The organism is Mycobacterium sp. 94-17, assembly GCF_035617725.1.
GTDB lineage: Bacteria > Actinomycetota > Actinomycetes > Mycobacteriales > Mycobacteriaceae > Mycobacterium.
In genome coordinates, this window is sequence record NZ_JAPIYN010000008.1 from 141,149 (window position 1) to 160,289 (window position 19,141).

Here is a 19,141-nt window from a genome sequence, read left to right on the forward strand (position 1 = left end):
CCGTTCTTGACGCTGGCCAATCCGCTGTCGTTGGCGAACTGGACTCTGCCGGTGATCGAGTTGCTGATGGTGGCAGGAGCCATCGGTTGCCTCGTCCACGCCGTGCGGTGGTACAGACAGAACGGGGACGCCTCGAACGTCGTAATCTGGATCAGCAGTGTCGTCGGTCTTCTGCTCATTGAACCGATGGCGTACTTTCCGCAGTGGTTCGGCCTTGAGAAAACGATGGGGCTCACCTTCGTACACAACCAGTTCTCGGTGCAGTTCATGTTCGATCGCCTACCCCTGTACATCATCGCCATGTATCCGGTCTTCGCGTACCTTTCCTACGTGCTCGTGCAACGTGCAGGCATATTCGCCAAGTACAACACCGTAATCGGTGCGGCCAGTGTCGCTTTCGCGTTCCACTGCCTGTTCGAAGTCATCGATACCATTGGCGCTCAATGGCGTTGGTGGGCCTGGAACACCGAGTTGCCGACCTCGGTCCCCGCACTCGGAGTCGTCCCCTATTTGAACATCCAGGTTTTCACGATCTGCTTACCATTCGGGCTGGTCGCAGTCACTCGGGTGGTCTCGACGGCTCGATGGCCGGGCGCCGGGCGGATATTGCGCGATGTGGTCATCGTAAGCATCCTGCTGTGGCCGGTGATTTTGCTGGCCTCGGCACCTGCGTCGATTGTTCACGCGCTGGGCGGTTCGATTCTTGTTGCACGGGCTGTCTCGCTGTGGGTCTACATTGTGATCGTCGCTGCAGTGGGCATATACACGTTCGTCGGCGCCTACCGTGCCCGCCGCGAGGACCCAGACATCGTGCCCGCCGGAGTCGCGCATGACTATTTTCCGCTGATCTACGGGCTGATATATCTCGGTTGCGGCGCACTCTTCTGGGCCCTTGGGCTCGGGGACTACCTCGGCGCCCGAAACGGGCTAACGGTCGGGGGAGCACCTATCGGATCCCTGCCGTATGCCGTACTCGCCTTTATTGGAACGGCGCTGGTGTTGGCGCTCGCCTACGCGCGCACTACTGGTTCGGCGAGCAACGAAGCCGGAGCGTCGCGTAACTCGACCGTCAGCGCCTGATCGCCGCCTCGACGGTTGAGGCGGGCCCCGGGCGGCCGGCCCGCTCGATTGTCCGGCCATGGCGTCTGCGCCTGGCTGATTCCCGTATCGGCGAAACGCGCGATGCCTATTTAGATACTGGCCATACATACGACAAAACATGTATGGTGCACTGATGACGCAATCGCACACCGCTCCGACCGTGGCCTCGGAGCAGGGCGAACTGAGGCGGCTGACAGGGCTGCCCTTCAACGACTCCGATGAAGTCATCCGCGCCGCGATCGAAGAGGCCAGTGTGCCAGCGCTTTTGATGTCGATGGTCCACATGACCGGCGATATGGGGCTGCTTGAGGAGCTGCCTGGTCCCTTCATGCTGCTCGCGATGGACAAACAGGGCGCCATGAGCGAAGCCGATAAGGAAACGGTCCGTGCCCGTGCGTTCGACGTGATTCGTCAGTATCGCGACCGCGGGTGTCCGGTGCCGTTTGCGCCTGACGAGACACAGATGCGCTCAATGCTGAATACGATCACGGTCAGCGACGTCGCCGATGAGTACATCGATTACATCGCCGCCGATCTGCGATTCAGCAGCGCTGACCAGGCAGGCCCGGTGCTGACGTCAACTACTGACCAGCGCAATGCCTTCCCCGTCGTCGTGGTGGGCTGTGGCGAAGCGGGCATCCTGGCCGGCATAAAGCTAAAGCAAGCGGGCATACCGTTCACCATCGTCGAGAAGCAGTCCGGGGCCGGCGGTACCTGGTTGACCAACCGCTACCCCGGGTGCCGGGTCGACATCTCAAATCACTACTACACCTACTCGTTCGAACCAACCGATCACTGGTCGCACTCATTCTCCGAACAACCCGAGATCCTGCGGTACCTCAACGAGGTGATGGACCGCTACGACATCAGATCCCATGTCCGATTCGACACTGAGGTGACCGCGGCGACCTGGAACGACGACACAGCCACGTGGCAAATCGAGATCGGTCGGGCCGACCGCGACGGCGACGGCGACACACTCACCGCACGCGCGCTCATCTGTGCGGTAGGGCTTTTCAGCAACTCGGTAATCCCACACATTGATGGCGCAAGCGATTTCGCAGGTCCGGCCTTCCATACCGCAGCCTGGGACGACTCCGTCGACCTGGCAGGAAAGCGAGTTGCCGTCATCGGAGCCGGCGCCAGCGGTTTTCAGCTCGTGCCCGCGATAGCGTCGATCGCCGAGCAGGTCGACGTTTATCAGCGCACCGCTCAGTGGATGGCCCCCAATGTGGGCTACCACGATCCAATTGGTGCAGGGGAGAAATGGGCGCTGCGCCATTTGCCCTACTACGCGCGGTGGCAGAGATTCATATCGTGGTGGCCGATCACCGATGCTGCGCACGACATGGTCATCATCGACCCCGAGTGGGATAACGGCGGGCTGTCGTGCAGCGAACCCAACAATCTCGTGCGCGAACTGTGGATCGCGTGGATGCAGGCTTTCACCAATGATGAAGCGTTGCTGGAGAAGATCACTCCGGACTATCCACCGATGGGCAAACGCACACTGCAGGACAACGGAACCTGGATAGTGACCCTACAACGTGACGACGTCGAACTGATCCGCGATCGCATCACCGGCATCACCCAAACGGGTGTGACAACTGCCGATGGCACACACCGGCCGGCGGATGTGCTGGTGTGGGCCACTGGATTTGACGTCAACCATCAACTGGGACCGATCAATGTGTGCGGATTGGGCGGCCGCGAACTCAACGACGTCTGGGGTGACGCCGCATACGCATACCTCGGCATCACGGTGCCCGAGTTCCCCAACTTCTTCACCATGTACGGTCCAGGCACCAATGCCGCCAACGGCGCCAGCATCATCTACAACTCCGAATGCCAAATGCGTTACATCATGGGATGTATCGATCTGATACTCGCCGGTGATGGTCGCTCCCTCATGCCGAAAGCTGACGTGTGCGACGACTACAACCGGCGGAGCATCGAAAAGTTGCAAACGATGGTGTACACCCATCCGGCGGTCAACAGTTACTACAAGAACTCCGCCGGGACCGTTCCCAGCCTGTACGCCTGGCGCATCGTCGACTATTGGAATTGGACGAATCGTCCGAACCCGCAGGATTTCGAGTTAAGACCGTGATGGACAGGAGGCAAGGATGACCGGACGTTTGGACGGCAAGGTTGCGTTGGTTAGTGGCGGGGCACGCGGAATGGGCGCCTCGCATGCCCGAGCGCTCGTGGCCGAGGGTGCCCGGGTGGTCCTCGGCGATATTCTCGATCACGAGGGCGAACTGGTAGCAAAGGATCTCGGTGATCCCGCGCGATTCGTCCACTTGGATGTCACCGAAACCGAGGACTGGGAGTCTGCGGTAGGGACCGCCATCACGACTTATGGTGGTCTCGATATCCTGGTCAACAACGCTGGCATTCTCAATATCGGCGCTATAGAGGACTACGAAATCTCGGAGTGGCATCGCATCCTCGACGTCAACTTGACGGGGGTTTTCCTGGGGATTCGAGCCGCCGTGAAGCCCATGAAGGAAGCGGGCCGCGGGTCGATCATCAATATCTCGTCGATCGAGGGGATGGCGGGCTCGATAGCCTCACACGGATACACCGCCACCAAGTTCGCGGTTCGCGGCCTGACCAAGTCGATAGCTCTGGAGTTGGGCCCCAGCGGAATTCGCGTCAACTCCATTCATCCGGGCCTCATCAAGACACCGATGACAGAGTGGATACCTGAAGATATCTTCCAAACGGCGCTGGGCCGGGCAGCCGAGCCCAGAGAGGTCTCGAATCTTGTGGTGTACCTGGCCAGTGATGAGTCCAGTTACTCCACGGGCTCGGAGTTCGTCGTCGACGGCGGTTGTACTGCTGGGCTGGGACACAAGGACTTCTCGACCGTCGACGTCGGTGAGCAGCCCGACTGGGTGACATAGCCACTGAGACCATCAGTGGCCGCCCAGCGGCCCGATTAGCGTTGGCGCGGGCGGCTTTTCGACGCGTTGGCCTCATCGATTGGAAATGAGGTGTGCACCGGATTGGTTGTGTGTGCCACCCCATTCGCGGCAGTCGAGCCTCTCAGCGAGAAAGGCAACAACCAGTCGGCTTCTCAGACCTGAAGGTCACGTCGCATGTTGCGCATTGCGGCGTTGGCGTCCGGTGCCAGCACGTCAGCCCCAGAACCGAACGCGCGGCCGGCTAGTGGTCACACCTGATGGCGTCGTACAACCACCAAAGATCGGCGGTCGCGAAATTTTCGTACCAGGAGCGACTTGGCGCTTCGATGTCCAGGTCGATTCTGATTGCGACGGTTCGACGCGAGTCGGCGCACGCCGCAGCGGCGCCGATCACTTCGGGTAGCCGCGACTCGTCGTCGACACAGTAATGCTGGGTACCGAAACCCGCGTCGGGCGTCGATGATTCACGCGACCGGCGCAGTGGATACACCATCAGCGTCTGCTGATGCCACGCCGCGCCCCGCCGGTGATGCAAGGAGTTCGTGGGCCTGCGCGAGCACTGGTGAAAGATACCGCGGAGCTGCTAGTGACACTGGCAGACCACTAACCGCTTCGCCGTACACCCCCCTCACGCCCGCGGCGCGGAGCAAGCGGGTGATTCGGCGCCGGATCGTCAGCAGATCACCCCGTCGGCGCGCATGGCCTGGATTTCGACGTCGGTCAGATGCAGCAGATCGCGGAGCACCTCGTCGGTGTGCTCGCCGAGGCTGGGCGGGCGGCGATCCGGCGGGGGTTCGTCATCTTCGAAGCGCATCGGGTTGCCCGGCACCAAGTAGGTACCGCCGTCTCCGCGGTCGAAGGGGACCAGCATGTCGCGCATCGCGACGTGGGGATCCTCGATGACGTCGTGCGCATCGTTGCACGGGCCGGCGGCGATTCCTGCGGCGGCGAGTTCCTGTGCCACCGCAAGTTTGGGGCGCGTGGCCGACCACGCTTCGACCGCCGGGCGGATGATGTCCTCGCGGTGGGTGACCCATCCCTGTCGGGTGGCCAACCGCGGGTCGTCCAACCACTCCGGGTGCCCGATGATCCGCGCCAGTCGCTCGAATTGATGCTCCCGGCTGATCTGGATCACGACGTCACCGTCTGCGGCGGCGAACGCTGAGATAATGGAGCCCGGTGCGCGCTGCGTTTCACCCAGGGACGCCATCGCGACCGGCACGTCGGCGAGGGCGATCATCGAGTCGTACATCGCGACGTCGACGTGCTCGCCCTGTCCGGTGAGGTCGCGTCGCCGAAGCGCGGCAAGCGTGCCCAGCGCGGCGAACATCGCCGAGCCGATATCGCCCACGCCGCCCATGGGGTTGATGATCGGGGGCTGGCCGGGTTGACGGGCCCACTGATAGACCCCCGACATGGCTTCGGCGATGCCGGCGTATGCCGGCCAGTCCCGATAGGGCGAGTCGGTGGTGTTTCCGAAGCCGCTGACCGACACGTAGATCAGTCGCGGGTTCACTGCGAGGAGGTCGCGATACCCCAGTCCCAGCCGGTCCATGGCGCCGGCTTTCGAGTTCTGCAGGAAGACATCGCATTTCGCTACGAGACTGTGCACCAGGTCGGGTCGGCGCTTGATGTCGATGCCGACGCTCTTCTTGTTCAGATTGTTGCGAATGTAGGTGGCACCGACGGGCCGTCCATCCGGGCCGGTGATCGTCGGCACCGAGGCGCGGCCAGATTCGCCGGTGGTGGGCTCGATCTTGATGACCTCGGCGCCGAGTCGGGCCAGCAGTTGGGTGGCCCAGGGCCCGGCGATCATCTGCTCGGCAGCAACGACCCGGATGCCTTCCAGCGCCCCGGGCCTGGGTGGATTGGTCATGGCTCCCCTATCGAGTCATCGGTTCAGTGTTCCCGGTACCCCGGTTCACGGTCACTGACGTGTGGCTGGCGCCCGGTCCGAAAGGGGCACAGCGGGGCATCGACCATCAGGAAGCGGTGAAACCCTTCGGTTTTCGGGTTGCCTTCTTGGCGCCAGGTGCGCAGCGCGCCCGCGCCGCATTCATCTTTCTCCAGGGCGGCCCACTGCTCCCAAGTCGGGACGGCCCACAACACGAAGGCTTCAGCACGGTTGACCATGGCGGTCTCCCAGGCCCCGACGAGCTGCCAACCGTGCCGTGCGTAGAGCGGTTGGCCGACCTGTGCGACATCGTCGAGGTACGCGGTCGCGCTGCCCTGCGGCAGGGTGATCTGCTCGTGGGCGAACACCTCGGCGTGCACTCCCGCAGCGCACAGTTGCTCGATGGTCGACGTCCAAGGGGCGGGTAGCAGGATGCGGTCTTCACCACTGCTTCGGTAGGAGGCCGCCTCCGACCACCACTTGGCGAGTTTGGGGTCCTGCAATGTCGGATGGCTGAACTCGTGGCGAAACGACGACGCGAGTCCGTCGAAGCCGTCCTCTTCCCACATGTTCACGACCTGCGGCCAGCGGCGGGTCGTGCCCACCACGCCCCATACGCCGTAGCAGAGCTGATTGCGTTCGGCTTGCGCCATCGGGCTCCAGTTGGCGGTCATGTGGTGCATGTACCGCGCCCGGTTATGCCCGATGATGTCGATGAACTCGTGGATGTAGACCTTGGAATTGGTGTCACTCATGTCGTCGGGAGTATCAGTAGTTCTGCCATCTCGGTTTGGCGAGCACCCCGCGGAAGCTTGGCCGGCGCTTCTCTTTGAACGCGGCGACTCCCTCGAGGATGTCGTGGTTGGCCAGGGTGCGGTTGGCCAGCGACGCATATTCCTGGGCCAATACATGTTCCCGGTAGGTCCGGTCCATCCCGTCGATAACCAGTCGCTTGGAGAACCGCAGCCCCGACGGTGGTCCTTGGAGAATGCGGGTTACCAGATCTGCGGCGAAGGTGGCGAGATTGTCGTGCGGTTCGACGTAGCTGACCAACCCAAGATCGAGGGCTTCCGCTGCGTCGATCGGGGTGGCCAGGTAGATGAGCTCAAGTGCTTTGGCAACACCCACGATTCGCGGCAACAGATACCCGACGGCGTCGTTGGCGGTCAGTCCGATCCTGGTGAACGACGTGGCGAACCGCGCTCGCTCCGACGCGATGCGCAGGTCGCAGCACAGCGCCAGACCCAAGCCACCGCCGGCGGCGACACCATTGATCACGCCGATAAGTGGCTTGGACAGCTCGAGCAGGGGGACGAAGAGGTTCTTGTCCGCAGTGAAGGGCGGTAACTGGCCTCCGCCTGCGGACAGATCGGCCTGTGCCAAGTCAGCTCCGGCGCAGAACGCGTCGCCGGTGCCGGTGAGCACCACCCCGCGAACCTCGTCGTCGTGTTCTGCGGCCGCGCAGAGTTGGCCGATGTGATTCATATGGTCGGGGGTGAGGGCATTGCGGCGCTCAGGGCGATCGATTCTGATCGTCAACGCGCCGCCGCTCATGGTCGTGGCGATGCCGTCCATCGGCTCAAGGTTCACGTCGACCCCTCTCACAGCGGTATCGGCTGCTACGTCTGGCGCCGGACGAAGCACGACATGACCATACACCTATAACTATTCGTATGACCAGGCCTTCGATCGTCGGGCATGCACGCGTTCAACCGCCACCCTGCCTGCACTTTGAGTCCGATTGGGCAAGTCCCGCAACGTGGTCCTGCTCGGGCCGCCCGGCACCAGCAGGACCCACCTGGCCATCGGGTCGGCCATCAAAGCCGGCTCAGACCGGGCATCGCATCGCGTTCGCCACCGCCGTGGACGGGGTCGCTCGCCTCAAGGACATCGCTTCGCGATTGTTCGTCTCACCCAAGACGGTGCAAGCCCACCTGACGCACGTCTATACGAAGCTCGGGCTTACGTCGCGCGTTCAGCTGGTTCAGGAGGCGGCTCGTCGGACGTGACCGAGCGCCGCTCGAGCCAGTCGGCCAGCGAACGCCCGGCGTCCAGGACGTGGCGTTCGGCGATGGTGCGCGCCCGCTCAACGTCTTTGTCGCCGAGCGCATCAAGTAGCTCCTGGTGTTCGTCGAGTGAATGCTTCTCGTGCCCGGGGAACAGGGTGAGGAAGTTGCTCGGCACCACCCGGGCGACCTGCCTGATCTGAGTCAGGAGTCGGGGCGAGTGCGCGGCGCGGTGGATCATCTGGTGGAAGTGCCAGTTGGCCTCGCCAATGCTGTCGTCGCCCGACCGCGCGACGACGTCGGCGGCGAGCGCGCGCAGCGTCTCGAGCTCTTGTGGCTCGATCCGCGCGGCGGCCCATGCCGCGGCCTGCCCGGTCAACACGCCGAGGATGGTGAAGCTATCCATGACGTCGTCCGGGCTGATGCCGAGAACCGTCACGCCGCTGCGCGGGGCGACTTGGACCAGCCCTTCGAAGGACAGCTCTAGCAGCGCCTCTCGCACCGGTGTTCGGCTGGTCGCGAATTCCGCGGTGATGGCATCGAGGTCGACCCGCGATCCGGCGGGCAGGGCGCCGGTGAGAATCCGGTCGCGCAACTCGCGGGCGGCGCGCTCGCGGACGGTTCCGGAAATGTCGATCCCTGCCACCTGCGCAGAATACCAAACGGCAAACCTTACGTTTGATATCTGAAATATCAGATGTTACGTTTCAAACATGCGCACCGACAAGATGGCCCTCGTCGCCTTCATGCAGGCCGGCAGCACTTCTGTCTACGCGGGCTCTTGGCGGCATCCCGCGACCGAGCACCGGTATCTGGACGCGTCCTACTACGCCAAGATCGGTCGCCTGCTCGAAGAGGGGTGCTTCGACCTGATGTTTTTCGACGATCGCCTGGCGATGCCGGGGGTGTACGGCGGCTCGGTCGACGAAGCCGTCCACTACGGCGCCCGGCCGGTCAAACTGGACCTCAGCGTGATCCTCGGGGTGCTCGCCCAGGCCACCTCGAAGATTGGGTTGGGCGCCACCTACTCGACCACCTATTACCAGCCGTTCCACGTTGCCCGCACCTTCGCCTCGCTGGATCACCTCTCCGGCGGCCGCGCGGCCTGGAACGTGGTCACGTCGGTCAACGACAGCGAGGCGCAGAACTTCGGCGTCGACGCGCACCTCGGCCACGACGAACGCTACGACCGCGCCGACGAATTCATGGACGTGGTCACCGGTCTGTGGGACACCTGGGAGGACGACGCCATCCTGCACGACCGGGTGTCCGGTCAGTACGCGGATCCGGCCAAGGTGCACGAGCTCGGGCACGTCGGCCAGTTCTTCTCCGCGCGCGGACCTTTGACGGTGCCGCGCACCCCGCAGGGTCGGACGGTCATCATTCAGGCCGGATCGTCGGGGCGTGGACGCGAATTCGCCTCGAAGTGGGCCGAATTGATCTTTACGGGTGATCCGGGCATTGAGGTTGCGCGCAGTCACTACGCCGATCAAAAGGAGCGGATCGCCGACGCAGGCCGCGATCCCGCCGCGGTTCGCATCTGCCCCATGGCCTACGCTGTCGTCGGCGAGTCGGAAGCCCATGCCAAGGAGCGCGAAGCCATGTTCCTCAACGATCTGGTGCACCCCATGGCATCCCTGACGCTGTTGTCGGAATTGATGAATTATGACTTCGCCCAACACGATCTCGACGACCCGGTGACCGACGAGCTACTGGCCTCGGTCTCTGGTATCCGCGGATTGGTGCAGAACCTGCGTACCCACATCGGCGGGGACACGGTGACGCTGCGCGACCTCGCCAACCATCGCGCCACCCTGCTGCAGGGGCCCCGGTTCGTGGGAACGGGTGCACAGGTGGCCGACCAGATGGCGGACTGGTTCGAAGCAGGTTCCTGTGACGGATTCGTCTTGGCCGCAACGCATCTGCCTGGAGCCTTCGAAGACGTGGTGCGGATGGTGGTCCCGGAACTGCAACGCCGGGGCCTGTTCCGCACCGAGTACGAATCATCGACTCTGCGGGGACACCTTGGGCTGCAACGCCCTTCGAACGCGCGGGCGGTCGCCGGTGCACATGCTTGACGGTGTGCGGGTGCTCGACATCGCCACCTTGGCCGCGGCCCCGCTGGTGGCGACCTACCTGGGCGAGTTCGGCGCCGACGTCATCAAAGTCGAGGACCCACGCAATGGTGACCCGATCCGCGGGTGGGGCAACCAGCGTGACGGTGTCGGGCTGATGTGGAAGTCATTGTCGCGCAACAAGCGATCGGTCACGCTGAACCTGCGCTGCGCCGAAGGACAGGAGCTGGTACGCCGCCTGGTGGAACACGCCGACGTCGTCATCTTCAATACCCGTCCCCAGACCTTACGCAAGTGGGGTTTGGACTACGAGAGCCTGCGCGAAGTCAACGACCGGATCGTGATGCTGCACATCACGGGCTACGGGTTGACCGGGCCCAAGAGCGAGCGCCCGGGGTTCGGCACGCTGGGGGAGGCGATGAGCGGATTCGCCCACATCACCGGCCAGGCCGGCGGCCCGCCCACGCTGCCGCCGTTCATGCTTGCCGACGGTGTGGCGTCGCTGAATGCCGCTTACGCGGTGATGATGGCGCTCTATCACCGCGACGTGCACGGTGGGCCGGGACAGCTGATCGATGTCAATCTGATCGACCCGCTGGCGCGCCTGCTCGAGCAGACGCTACTGGGTTATGACCAATTGGGATTGGCGCCCGAGCGGTCCGGCAACCGGTGGGACATCTCGGCGCCGCGCAACACCTATCGCACCGCCGACGACAAGTGGCTGGCCATGTCGGGAAGCTCGCCGGCGCTGGCGCTGCGGGTGTTCCGCGCGATAGGCCGCGACGACCTGGTGACGGACCCCGACTTCTCCGATCCGCAGCGGCGGCTTGCCAGGGCCCGCGAGGTCGACGCCGTCGTCGCCGATTGGGTTGCCACGAAGCCGCTTTCGGAGGCGATGGACGTCTTCGATGCCCACGAGGTGGCCGCGGCCCCGGTCTATGACATTGGCGACCTGGTCGCCGACGAGCAGCTGGCGCATCGCGAGGTGTTCATCTCCGTCGACGATCCACAGCTCGGGGCGATGAAGGTACAGGCACCCGTCCCGCGATTCTCGTCGGCGTCCGGCACGGTCGGCCATCTCGGGCCGTGCCTCGGCGAACACAATGCCGAAGTCTACGGCGAGCTACTCGGTTTGACTACCAACAACATTGACGAACTACACGCCCGCGGCGTGCTGTGACAGAAGGAAATTCTTCAAACGTGGCCGATCTTCTCCGTCGTTCCGAGTTGGCGGTGCCCGCATGCAACGACAACATGTTCGAGAAGGGCGCCCGGTCCGGCGCAGATCTCGTGTTCCTCGACCTCGAGGATGCGACCCCTGCCGGCGTCAAAGTGGAATCGCGCGCCAAGGTGATCTCCGCGCTCAACGACATCGACTGGGGGCACACCGCCCGCGCGATCCGGATCAACGGCCTGGACACCCAGTGGTGCCACGACGACGTCGTCGAAGTGGTGACCAAGGCCGGCGCAAACCTGGACACGATCATCATCCCAAAGGCCCTGCGGGCCCGCGACGTCTGGTGGGTGGACGTCCTGCTCACCCAGCTGGAGGCGAAACTCGGCCTGGAGAAACACATTCGGCTCGAAGTCCTCATCGAGGAGGTGGAAGGCCTGGCCAACGCCGAGGAGATCGCGGCGGCCAGCCCCCGCCTGGACGCCCTGATCTTCGGGGTGGGGGACTTCTCGCTGTCTCAGGGCGCGCGGGTGGACACCAACTTCGCCCCGCTTGGTGAATATCCCGGCGAATTCTGGGCTTACGCGCGCAACAAGGTGATCGTGGCGGCACGTATCGCCGGTATCGACGCGATCGACGCGCCGTATCCCGACTACCGGGACCTCGCGGGGTACGAGCGCGACGCTCGGCGTGCGTCGTTGCTCGGCTACACCGGCAAGTGGGCCATCCACCCCGATCAGGTGCCCGTCGCCAACCAGGTCTATGCCCCGACCGCCGACGAAATCGCCCGGGCCGAAGCCAATGTCGCCGCCTACCGCGACGCCGAGGCCAAGGGCCGCGGCGCGGTGGGCGTGAACGGGGTGCTGGTAGACGCGGCGCATGTCAAACAGGCGCAGCAGACCCTGGCGCGCGCGGCGTTGATCAACGGCGATCGCCGCTAGGTCCGATGGCGGCGACCCGCTTCGCCCGGCTGCGCCGCGCTCGCGATCGCCGCTAGCCGATCACGACCAGCAGGTCGCCACCCTCGACCTGTGCGGTCTGTGTCACCGCCACCCGCTCGACCTTCCCGGCCTTCGGTGTGGTGACGGCGGCCTCCATCTTCATCGCTTCGATCGTCGCAATCGTCTGACCGGCTTCCACCTCGTCGCCGGCCTCCGCGGTCACCGTGACGACGCCGGCGAAGGGGGCGGCGATGTGATCCGGGTTGGCGCGGTCGGCCTTTTCGGCGGCGGGCACGTCGGTGGCGATGCTGCGGTCGCGCACCAGGACGGGACGCAGCTGCCCGTTGAGGATGCACATCACCGTGCGCATCCCGCGTTCGTCGGCGTCCGAAATGGCCTCCAGGCCGATGAGCAGCTCCACACCCCGCTCCAGTTCGACCCGGTGCTCGTCGCCCTGGCGTAATCCGTAGAAGAACTGGTTGGCGCTGAGGCTGGAGGTGTCGCCGTATGCCTCGCGGTGGTCCTCGAGTTCCTTCGTCGGCCCGGGGAACAGCAGCCGATTCAGCGCGGCCTGCCGGACTGCACCCGGCCCGATCAACGCCTTTTCGTCCTCGGGCGACAAGTCTTGCTCCGGCTTCGCCGGGCCCCGGCCGTGTAATGCCTTGGTGCGTAATGGCTCTGGCCAGCCCCCCGGCGGGTCGCCGAGTTCCCCGCGCAGGAAGCCGATCACCGAGTCCGGGATGTCGTAGCGCGACGGGTCGTCGGCGAAGTCCTGCGCGGTGATACCGGCTCCTACCAGCGCCAGCGCCAGATCCCCGACCACCTTGCTGGACGGGGTGACCTTGACCAGGTGCCCGAGGATGGAATCGGCTCCGGCGTAGGCGTCTTCGATCTCCTCGAACCTGTCACCAAACCCCAGCGCGATGGCCTGCTGCCGCAGATTCGACAATTGCCCGCCGGGGATTTCGTGGCGGTACACCCGCCCGGTCGGAGCGAGCAGCCCAGATTCGAACGGCGCGTATACTTTTCGTAGCGACTCCCAATACGGTTCCAAATCGCAGACCGCCTGCAGCGACAACCCGGTCTCGTAAGCGGAGTGGTCGGCGGCGGCCACGATCGACGAGAGTGCGGGCTGGCTAGTGGTTCCCGCCAGCGGGGCCGCGGCGCCGTCGACGGCGTCGGCTCCGGCGTGCCACGCCGCCACATATGTCGCAAGCTGCCCGCCGGGAGTGTCGTGGGTGTGCACGTGTACCGGTAAATCGAACCGTGACTTGAGCGCCGAAACCAGCGTCGTGGCGGCGGGGGCGCGCAGCAGTCCGGCCATGTCCTTGATCGCCAGCACATGCGCGCCCGCGTCGACGATCTGCTCGGCCAGCTTCAGGTAGTAGTCGAGCGTGTATAGCTTTTCGGCCGGGTCACTCAGATCACCGGTGTACGACATCGCCACTTCGGCTATGGCGGTGCCGGTTTCGCGAACCGCGTCGATTGCGGGGCGCATCGAGTCGACGTTGTTGAGAGCATCGAAGATTCGGAAGATGTCGATGCCGGTGGTTGTCGCCTCCTCGACAAAGGCCGTCGTGACCGTCTCCGGATAGGGCGTGTAGCCGACGGTGTTTCGGCCCCGCAGCAACATCTGCAGGCAGATGTTGGGCATCGCCTCCCGCAGCGCGGCCAGTCGCTCCCACGGGTCTTCCTTCAAGAACCGCAGCGCCACATCGTAAGTCGCGCCGCCCCAGCATTCCACCGACAACAGCTGTGGCATCATCCGGGCGATGTAGGGCGCCACCTTGATCAGGCCGCTGGTGCGGACCCTGGTGGCGAGCAGCGACTGGTGCGCATCGCGGAACGTAGTGTCGGTGACGCCGACGGCGCGCGACTCGCGCAGCCAGGCCGCGAATCCTTCCGGCCCGAGTTCGGTCAGACGCTGCTTGGATCCCGCCGGCGGCTCGGCAGACAGGTCGATGTCGGGCAGCTTGTCGTGCGGATACACCGTCGACGGGCGTTCGCCGTGCGGCTTGTTGACGGTGACGTCGGCCAGGTAGTTGAGGATCTTGGTGCCACGGTCGGCCGAGCTGCGCGCGGTCAGCAGGTGTGGCCGGTCCTCGATGAACGATGTGGTGATGCGGCCGGCTTGAAAATCGGGGTCGTCCAAGACGGCTTGCAGGAACGGGATATTCGTCGAGACACCGCGGATCCGGAATTCCGCGACCGCCCGTCGCGCCCGGCGCACAGCCGTCGCAAAATCACGGCCCCGACACGTCAGCTTGATCAGCATCGAGTCGAAATGGGCGCTGATCTCCGCGCCCAGCATCGTGCCGCCGTCCAGCCGGACTCCCGCACCACCCGGACTGCGATAGGCGGTGATCCTGCCGGTGTCCGGGCGGAAACCGTTCGCCGGGTCCTCGGTGGTGATCCGGCACTGCAACGCCGCGCCGCGGGGGATGATCGAATCCTGGCTCAAGCCAATCTCTTCCAGGGTCTGACCTGAGGCGATCCGCAGCTGGGCCGACACCAGGTCGACGTCGGTGATCTCCTCGGTGACCGTGTGTTCCACCTGGATCCGCGGGTTCATCTCGATGAACACATGATTGCCGCGTTCGTCGAGCAAGAACTCCACCGTGCCGGCGCACGTGTACCCGATGCTCCGCGTGAACGCCACCGCGTCCGCGCAGATCCGCTCGCGCAGTTGCGGATCCAGGTTTGGCGCCGGCGCGACTTCGATCACCTTCTGGTGCCGCCGCTGCACACTGCAATCCCGCTCATAAAGGTGGATCACGTTGCCGTGGTTGTCGGCCAGCACCTGGACCTCGATGTGCCGCGGATTGATCACCGCCTGTTCGAGAAACACCGATGCGTCCCCGAACGCGGACTCGGCCTCCCGGCTGGCGGCCTCGATCGCCTCGTGCAGTGAGGCGGCGTCGGCCACCCGGCGCATCCCCCTGCCGCCACCGCCGGCGACCGCCTTGACGAAGAGCGGAAACGTCATCGACTCGGCGGCCGTCAGCAGCTCGTCGACCGATGTCGACGGCGCCGAGGACGCCAGCACCGGAAGACCCGCGTCGCGCGCCGCCGCGATCGCCCGTGACTTGTTGCCCGTGAGTTCGAGCACGTCGGCATTCGGTCCGACGAAGGTGATGCCCGCCGCCGCGCACGCCGCCGCCAGATCCGGGTTCTCCGACAGGAAGCCATAGCCGGGGTAGATCGAGTCCGCTCCGCAGGCCAGCGCCGTCTCGACGAGGTCGTCGACCGACAGGTAGGCGCGGACCGGATGGCCCTCTTCACCGATCTGATAGGACTCGTCGGCCTTCAACCGGTGTACGGAGTTGCGGTCCTCGTAGGGATAGACCGCCACGGTCGCGATTTCCAGTTCGTAGGCTGCGCGGAACGCTCGGACCGCGATCTCTCCACGATTGGCGACCAGTACTTTCGCGAACATCGCTTTACGATAGCGCGCGTTGTGGAGGTCCGACGTACTCGCTGAGCGGGCGGATCAAGGCGTTGGAAGCGGTCTGCTCGATGATGTGTGCCGTCCACCCGGTGATCCGGCTCATCACGAATATCGGTGTGAACATACCGATGTCGAAGCCCATCAGGTGATAGGCGGGCCCGGTCGGGAAGTCCAGGTTCGGCTTGATGCCGTTGGCCTCGGCCATCCTCTTCTCCAGGACCTCGTAGATGTCGAGCCACTTCTGGCCGTCGCGGACGGCGGCGACACGCTTGAGCGCCTCCTTCATGGTGGGCACCCGGGAGTCGCCGTTCTTGTACACCCGGTGGCCGAAGCCCATGATCTTCTCTTTGCGAGTGATCTTGCCCTGCAACCATTCTGTCGCGTGCCGGGCATTGCCGATCTCGATCATGTCGTGCATGACGGCCTCGTTGGCGCCACCGTGCAGCGGGCCCTTCAGCGCACCGATTCCGGCCACGACCGCGCTGTAGATGTCCGACTGGGTGGAGGTGACCACCCTCGCGGCGAACGTCGAGGCGTTGAAGCTGTGCTCGGCGTACAAGACCATGGACTGATCGAAGGCGTCCACGACCACCTGCTCGGGAACATCTCCGAAGCACATGTGCAGGAAGTTCTGCGCGTAGTTCATGTGGCTGTGCGGGGCGATGGGCGCCAGGCCGCGACGCCGGCGCATGTCGGCGGCGACGATCGTGGGCAGCACCGCATACATGCGCAGGGCCTTCGCGTAGTTGGCCGCCTCGCCGTGGTCGTCCTCGTCGGGGTCTTCGGCGCCCATGGAGCTGATCAGGGTGCGCACCACGTCCATCGGGTGGCAGCTGGTCGGCAGCTTGTGCAGTAGATCAAGCGTGGACCGGTTCAGCCGGCGCGCGGCGCGCTCCCGCTGCGTGAACATCGCCAACTGTTGGTCGTTGGGCAGCTCTCCGTGCCACAGCAGGTAGGCAACCTCTTCAAAGCTGCGCTGGGTGGCGAGGTCCTGAACTGCGTAACCGCGGTAGGTCAGGGAGTTGGTCTCCGGGACGACCTTGGAGATGGCGGTGGTGTCGACGACGACGCCGGCCAGCCCCTTAAAAATTTTGGGAGCAGATGCCCGCTTTTCGTCGATGTTGCTGCTCATGGCGTTACTCCTTCGAGTGCGAAATTGTAGATGTCGGTGTCAAATTGGTTGTAGTCGGAATAACGGAGCAGCTCGTAGAGCCGGCTGCGGTGCTGCATCCGCTCCACAAGGCCGGATTGCGTTCCGGTGTCGGCGATTTCACGCAGGCCGAGCTCGACGGCGTGCATGGCCAGCCGCAGCGTGGTGACCGGGTAGATCACCACGTTGTAGCCGATATCCGACAGCTGCCGGGCGCTCAACAGCTCCGACTTGCCGAACTCGGTCATGTTGGCCAGCAACGGCGTATCCACCGCGGCTCGGAACCGCTCGAAATCGGCTGGGGTGTGCAGGGCTTCGGTGAAGATCAGATCGGCACCCGCATCGGCGTAGGCCTTGGCCCGATCGATCGCCGCGGGGATCCCCTCGATGCCCGCGGCGTCGGTGCGGGCGCAGATGATGAAGTTCGGGTCCCGGCGGGCGGATACGGCTGCCCGCAGGCGTTTGACCATCTCGCTCGCGGGTACCACGGCCTTCCCGTCGAGGTGCCCGCAGCGCTTGGGGTTCTCCTGGTCCTCCAGGTGGCAGCCGGCCAGACCGGCGTCCTCCAAGACGGTCACCGTGCGGGCGGCGCTCATCGGTTCACCGAAGCCGGTGTCGGCGTCGATCAGGGTGGGCAGGTCGGTCACACTCGCGATCTGGGCGCCTCGCCCGCTGACTTCGGTGAGGGTCGTCAGGCCGATGTCGGGCAGGCCGAGGTCGGCCGACAGCACCGCCCCCGACACGTACACCCCGTCGAATCCGAGCTCGGCGACCAGCTTGGCCACCAGCGGCGAAAAGGCGCCCGGAAACCGTTGCAGCCGACCGCTTTCCAACGAACCGCGGAAGCCCGCCCGCTTCTGCGCCGCGGGAACGACGCCCCCGATCAGGCCGCTCATCAGAAGATCCCCGGCGGAATCGTCGGCGCCGTCTCGAGCACCGGCGCTGCAGCCGTGACATTGAGTGCGCCCAGGGCGCCCGCCTGCAGGTCCGGAAGGGCTTCGACCGCAGCCAGGAACCGATGCTGTTCGGTCTCGGTGATGACGCCCTCGGCCAGCTCGGTGAACTTACCGACGTACTGTTTGCGCTCAAAGGGCCTGGCGCCCAAGGGGTGTGCATCGGCGACGGCGATCTCGTCGACGATGACTTCACCGTTTTTGAGCGTGACCTCCGCGCGCGCGCCGAACGCCTTCTCCGCGGGATCCAAGGAGTGGTAGCGGCGGGTCCATTCGGGATCTTCGCGCGTGGAGATCTTGTGCCAGAGCTCGATCGTGTCGGGGCGGTGCGCCCGCTGCGGCGCGTAGGACCGCTCGTGATGCCAGGTGCCGTCCTGCAGCGCGACCGCGAAGATATACATCACCGAGTGGTCCAGCGTCTCGCGGGAGGCGTCCGGGTCCATCTTCTGCGGATCGCCCGCTCCGGTACCGATCACGTAATGGGTGTGATGGCTGGTGTGCAGCACGATCGTCGCGATCTGACTCAGGTCGCCGATCTGTTCGCGCATCCGGCGGGCCAGGTCGATCAGGGCCTGGCTCTGGTATTCGGCGGAGTGCTCCTTGGTGTAGGTGTCGAGGATCGCCCGCTTCGGTTCCCCCGGTTCGGGCAGCGGCACCTGATAGGTGTGCTCGGGACCCGACAGCAGCCACGCGATCACCCCGTCCTCGCCCTCCCAGATGGGAGCGGGGGCACCCTCGCCGCGCATGGCGCGGTCGACGGCTTCGATGGCGACCTTGCCGGCCCACGCGGGGGCGTACGCCTTCCAACTGGAGATCAGGCCCTTGCGCGATTGCCGGGTGGACGTCGTCAGGTGCAGCGCCTGGCCGATGGCCTGGTAAATCGTCTCCTTGTCCAGCCGCAACATGGTGCCCAGGCCGGCAGCCACCGAGGGGCCGAGGTGCGCGACGTGGTCGATCTTGTGCTCGTGCAAGCAGATTCCCTTGACCAGGTCGACCTGGATTTCGTAACCGGTCGTGATGCCGCGGATCAGGTCGGCCCCGCTGATCCCGAGGTGCTGGGCCACGGCGACCAGAGGGGGGATGTTGTCGCCCGGATGGGAGTATTCGGCGGCCAGAAACGTGTCGTGGTAGTCCAATTCGCGCACCGCGACACCATTGGCCCAGGCCGCCCATTCCGGCGAGTAGTCGCCGCCGACGCCGAAGACCTTCGCGCCCTTGAACGAATTCGGGTGCGCGAGCGCCTGCGCTCGAGCAGCGGTGACCGGGCGGCGAATCAACGAGGCGGCCGAGACCGAGGCGTTGTCGATGATCCGGTTGATCACCATCGCCTCGGTCTCTGCGGGCACGGCGACGGGGTCGGCCGCGACCTCGGCGATCTTCCACGCCAGGTGCTCGGCACGGGGAAAGTCCTCGGCGCTGCGCCGGGGACGGACGTTATGTATGCGCATATGCCACACAGTACGCATACC

Annotated in this window: 14 protein-coding genes and 2 pseudogenes; 8 read left to right on the top strand and 8 right to left on the bottom strand. The window is 64.9% G+C overall.

The window, feature by feature from the left end; all coding sequences use genetic code 11:
- Positions 1 to 6: 6 nt before the first annotated feature.
- From OQ789_RS12045 to OQ789_RS12055, 3 genes are all read left to right on the top strand, one after another.
- Positions 7 to 1,080 carry a hypothetical protein gene (locus tag OQ789_RS12045; RefSeq protein ID WP_324685985.1) on the top strand — a complete coding sequence of 358 codons (1,074 nt, stop codon included), beginning with the start codon at positions 7 to 9 and terminating at the stop codon, positions 1,078 to 1,080.
- Positions 1,081 to 1,234: 154 nt separating this feature from the next.
- Positions 1,235 to 3,211, top strand: coding sequence for an NAD(P)/FAD-dependent oxidoreductase (locus tag OQ789_RS12050; protein ID WP_324685986.1), 1,977 nt, complete (start codon positions 1,235 to 1,237; stop codon positions 3,209 to 3,211).
- A 16-nt stretch (positions 3,212 to 3,227) separates the two neighbouring features.
- Positions 3,228 to 4,010, top strand: coding sequence for a glucose 1-dehydrogenase (locus OQ789_RS12055; RefSeq protein ID WP_324685988.1), 783 nt, complete (start codon positions 3,228 to 3,230; stop codon positions 4,008 to 4,010).
- Between the two features lie 694 nt (positions 4,011 to 4,704).
- Here OQ789_RS12055 and OQ789_RS12060 read toward each other — a convergent pair.
- From OQ789_RS12060 to OQ789_RS12070, 3 genes are read right to left on the bottom strand one after another with little or no spacing between them, the layout of a single operon-like run.
- Positions 4,705 to 5,907 carry a CoA transferase gene (locus tag OQ789_RS12060; protein ID WP_324685990.1) on the bottom strand — a complete coding sequence of 401 codons (1,203 nt, stop codon included), beginning with the start codon at positions 5,905 to 5,907 and terminating at the stop codon, positions 4,705 to 4,707.
- A gap of 23 nt (positions 5,908 to 5,930) precedes the next feature.
- Positions 5,931 to 6,680 (bottom strand): hypothetical protein, encoded by a 750-nt coding sequence (locus OQ789_RS12065; protein WP_324685992.1) that lies wholly within the window; start codon positions 6,678 to 6,680, stop codon positions 5,931 to 5,933.
- Positions 6,681 to 6,693: 13 nt separating this feature from the next.
- A complete protein-coding gene (locus tag OQ789_RS12070) occupies positions 6,694 to 7,515 on the bottom strand; it encodes an enoyl-CoA hydratase/isomerase family protein (RefSeq protein ID WP_324685995.1) in 822 nt (273 codons plus the stop codon).
- Positions 7,516 to 7,681: 166 nt separating this feature from the next.
- Between OQ789_RS12070 and OQ789_RS12075 the strand changes: the two are divergent.
- Both OQ789_RS12075 and OQ789_RS12080 read left to right on the top strand, forming a co-directional pair.
- Positions 7,682 to 7,808: pseudogene (locus OQ789_RS12075) on the top strand (ATP-binding protein); the annotation flags it as partial.
- Positions 7,809 to 7,934: pseudogene (locus OQ789_RS12080) on the top strand (response regulator transcription factor); the annotation flags it as partial. It lies immediately after the preceding pseudogene.
- Here the strand turns inward: OQ789_RS12080 and OQ789_RS12085 are convergent.
- The gene (locus tag OQ789_RS12085) at positions 7,888 to 8,577 is read right to left on the bottom strand and encodes a GntR family transcriptional regulator (RefSeq protein WP_324685996.1); all 690 of its coding nucleotides are present in this window, start codon (positions 8,575 to 8,577) and stop codon (positions 7,888 to 7,890) included. The pseudogene OQ789_RS12080 and the gene OQ789_RS12085 sit on opposite strands and share 47 nt — an antisense overlap.
- Positions 8,578 to 8,644: 67 nt before the next feature.
- Here OQ789_RS12085 and OQ789_RS12090 point away from each other — a divergent pair, with 67 nt between their 5' ends.
- The 3 genes from OQ789_RS12090 to OQ789_RS12100 are packed head-to-tail and all read left to right on the top strand — an operon-like array spanning position 8,645 to position 12,121.
- Positions 8,645 to 10,009, top strand: coding sequence for an LLM class flavin-dependent oxidoreductase (locus OQ789_RS12090; protein ID WP_324685997.1), 1,365 nt, complete (start codon positions 8,645 to 8,647; stop codon positions 10,007 to 10,009).
- Positions 10,002 to 11,186, top strand: a complete 1,185-nt coding sequence (locus OQ789_RS12095; protein ID WP_324685999.1) for a CoA transferase — start codon at positions 10,002 to 10,004, stop codon at positions 11,184 to 11,186. The genes OQ789_RS12090 and OQ789_RS12095 overlap by 8 nt, the downstream gene beginning before the upstream one ends.
- A 20-nt stretch (positions 11,187 to 11,206) precedes the next feature.
- Positions 11,207 to 12,121 (top strand): CoA ester lyase, encoded by a 915-nt coding sequence (locus OQ789_RS12100; RefSeq protein ID WP_324686000.1) that lies wholly within the window; start codon positions 11,207 to 11,209, stop codon positions 12,119 to 12,121.
- 52 nt (positions 12,122 to 12,173) lie between these two features.
- Here the strand turns inward: OQ789_RS12100 and OQ789_RS12105 are convergent, their stop codons facing one another.
- The 4 genes from OQ789_RS12105 to prpD are packed head-to-tail and all read right to left on the bottom strand — an operon-like array spanning position 12,174 to position 19,120.
- A complete protein-coding gene (locus OQ789_RS12105) occupies positions 12,174 to 15,557 on the bottom strand; it encodes a pyruvate carboxylase (protein WP_324686001.1) in 3,384 nt (1,127 codons plus the stop codon).
- Positions 15,558 to 15,561: 4 nt separating this feature from the next.
- Positions 15,562 to 16,701 (bottom strand): bifunctional 2-methylcitrate synthase/citrate synthase, encoded by a 1,140-nt coding sequence (locus tag OQ789_RS12110; RefSeq protein WP_324686003.1) that lies wholly within the window; start codon positions 16,699 to 16,701, stop codon positions 15,562 to 15,564.
- Complete coding sequence (gene prpB, locus OQ789_RS12115; protein ID WP_324686005.1) at positions 16,698 to 17,615, bottom strand: methylisocitrate lyase; 918 nt, start codon at positions 17,613 to 17,615, stop codon at positions 16,698 to 16,700. The genes OQ789_RS12110 and prpB overlap by 4 nt, the downstream gene beginning before the upstream one ends.
- Complete coding sequence (gene prpD / locus OQ789_RS12120) at positions 17,615 to 19,120, bottom strand: 2-methylcitrate dehydratase PrpD (RefSeq protein ID WP_324686006.1); 1,506 nt, start codon at positions 19,118 to 19,120, stop codon at positions 17,615 to 17,617. Before prpD ends, prpB begins: the two co-directional genes overlap by 1 nt.
- Positions 19,121 to 19,141 lie beyond the last annotated feature (21 nt).

Coding starts and splice junctions, on each gene's coding strand:
- OQ789_RS12050 (WP_324685986.1), top strand. CDS start 1,235: ATGACGCAATCGCACACCGCTCCGACCGTGGCCTCGGAGCAGGGCGAA.
- OQ789_RS12055 (WP_324685988.1), top strand. CDS start 3,228: ATGACCGGACGTTTGGACGGCAAGGTTGCGTTGGTTAGTGGCGGGGCA.
- OQ789_RS12060 (WP_324685990.1), bottom strand. CDS start 5,907: ATGACCAATCCACCCAGGCCCGGGGCGCTGGAAGGCATCCGGGTCGTT.
- OQ789_RS12065 (WP_324685992.1), bottom strand. CDS start 6,680: ATGAGTGACACCAATTCCAAGGTCTACATCCACGAGTTCATCGACATC.
- OQ789_RS12090 (WP_324685997.1), top strand. CDS start 8,645: ATGCGCACCGACAAGATGGCCCTCGTCGCCTTCATGCAGGCCGGCAGC.
- OQ789_RS12095 (WP_324685999.1), top strand. CDS start 10,002: ATGCTTGACGGTGTGCGGGTGCTCGACATCGCCACCTTGGCCGCGGCC.
- OQ789_RS12105 (WP_324686001.1), bottom strand. CDS start 15,557: ATGTTCGCGAAAGTACTGGTCGCCAATCGTGGAGAGATCGCGGTCCGA.
- OQ789_RS12110 (WP_324686003.1), bottom strand. CDS start 16,701: ATGAGCAGCAACATCGACGAAAAGCGGGCATCTGCTCCCAAAATTTTT.
- prpB (WP_324686005.1), bottom strand. CDS start 17,615: ATGAGCGGCCTGATCGGGGGCGTCGTTCCCGCGGCGCAGAAGCGGGCG.
- prpD (WP_324686006.1), bottom strand. CDS start 19,120: ATGCGCATACATAACGTCCGTCCCCGGCGCAGCGCCGAGGACTTTCCC.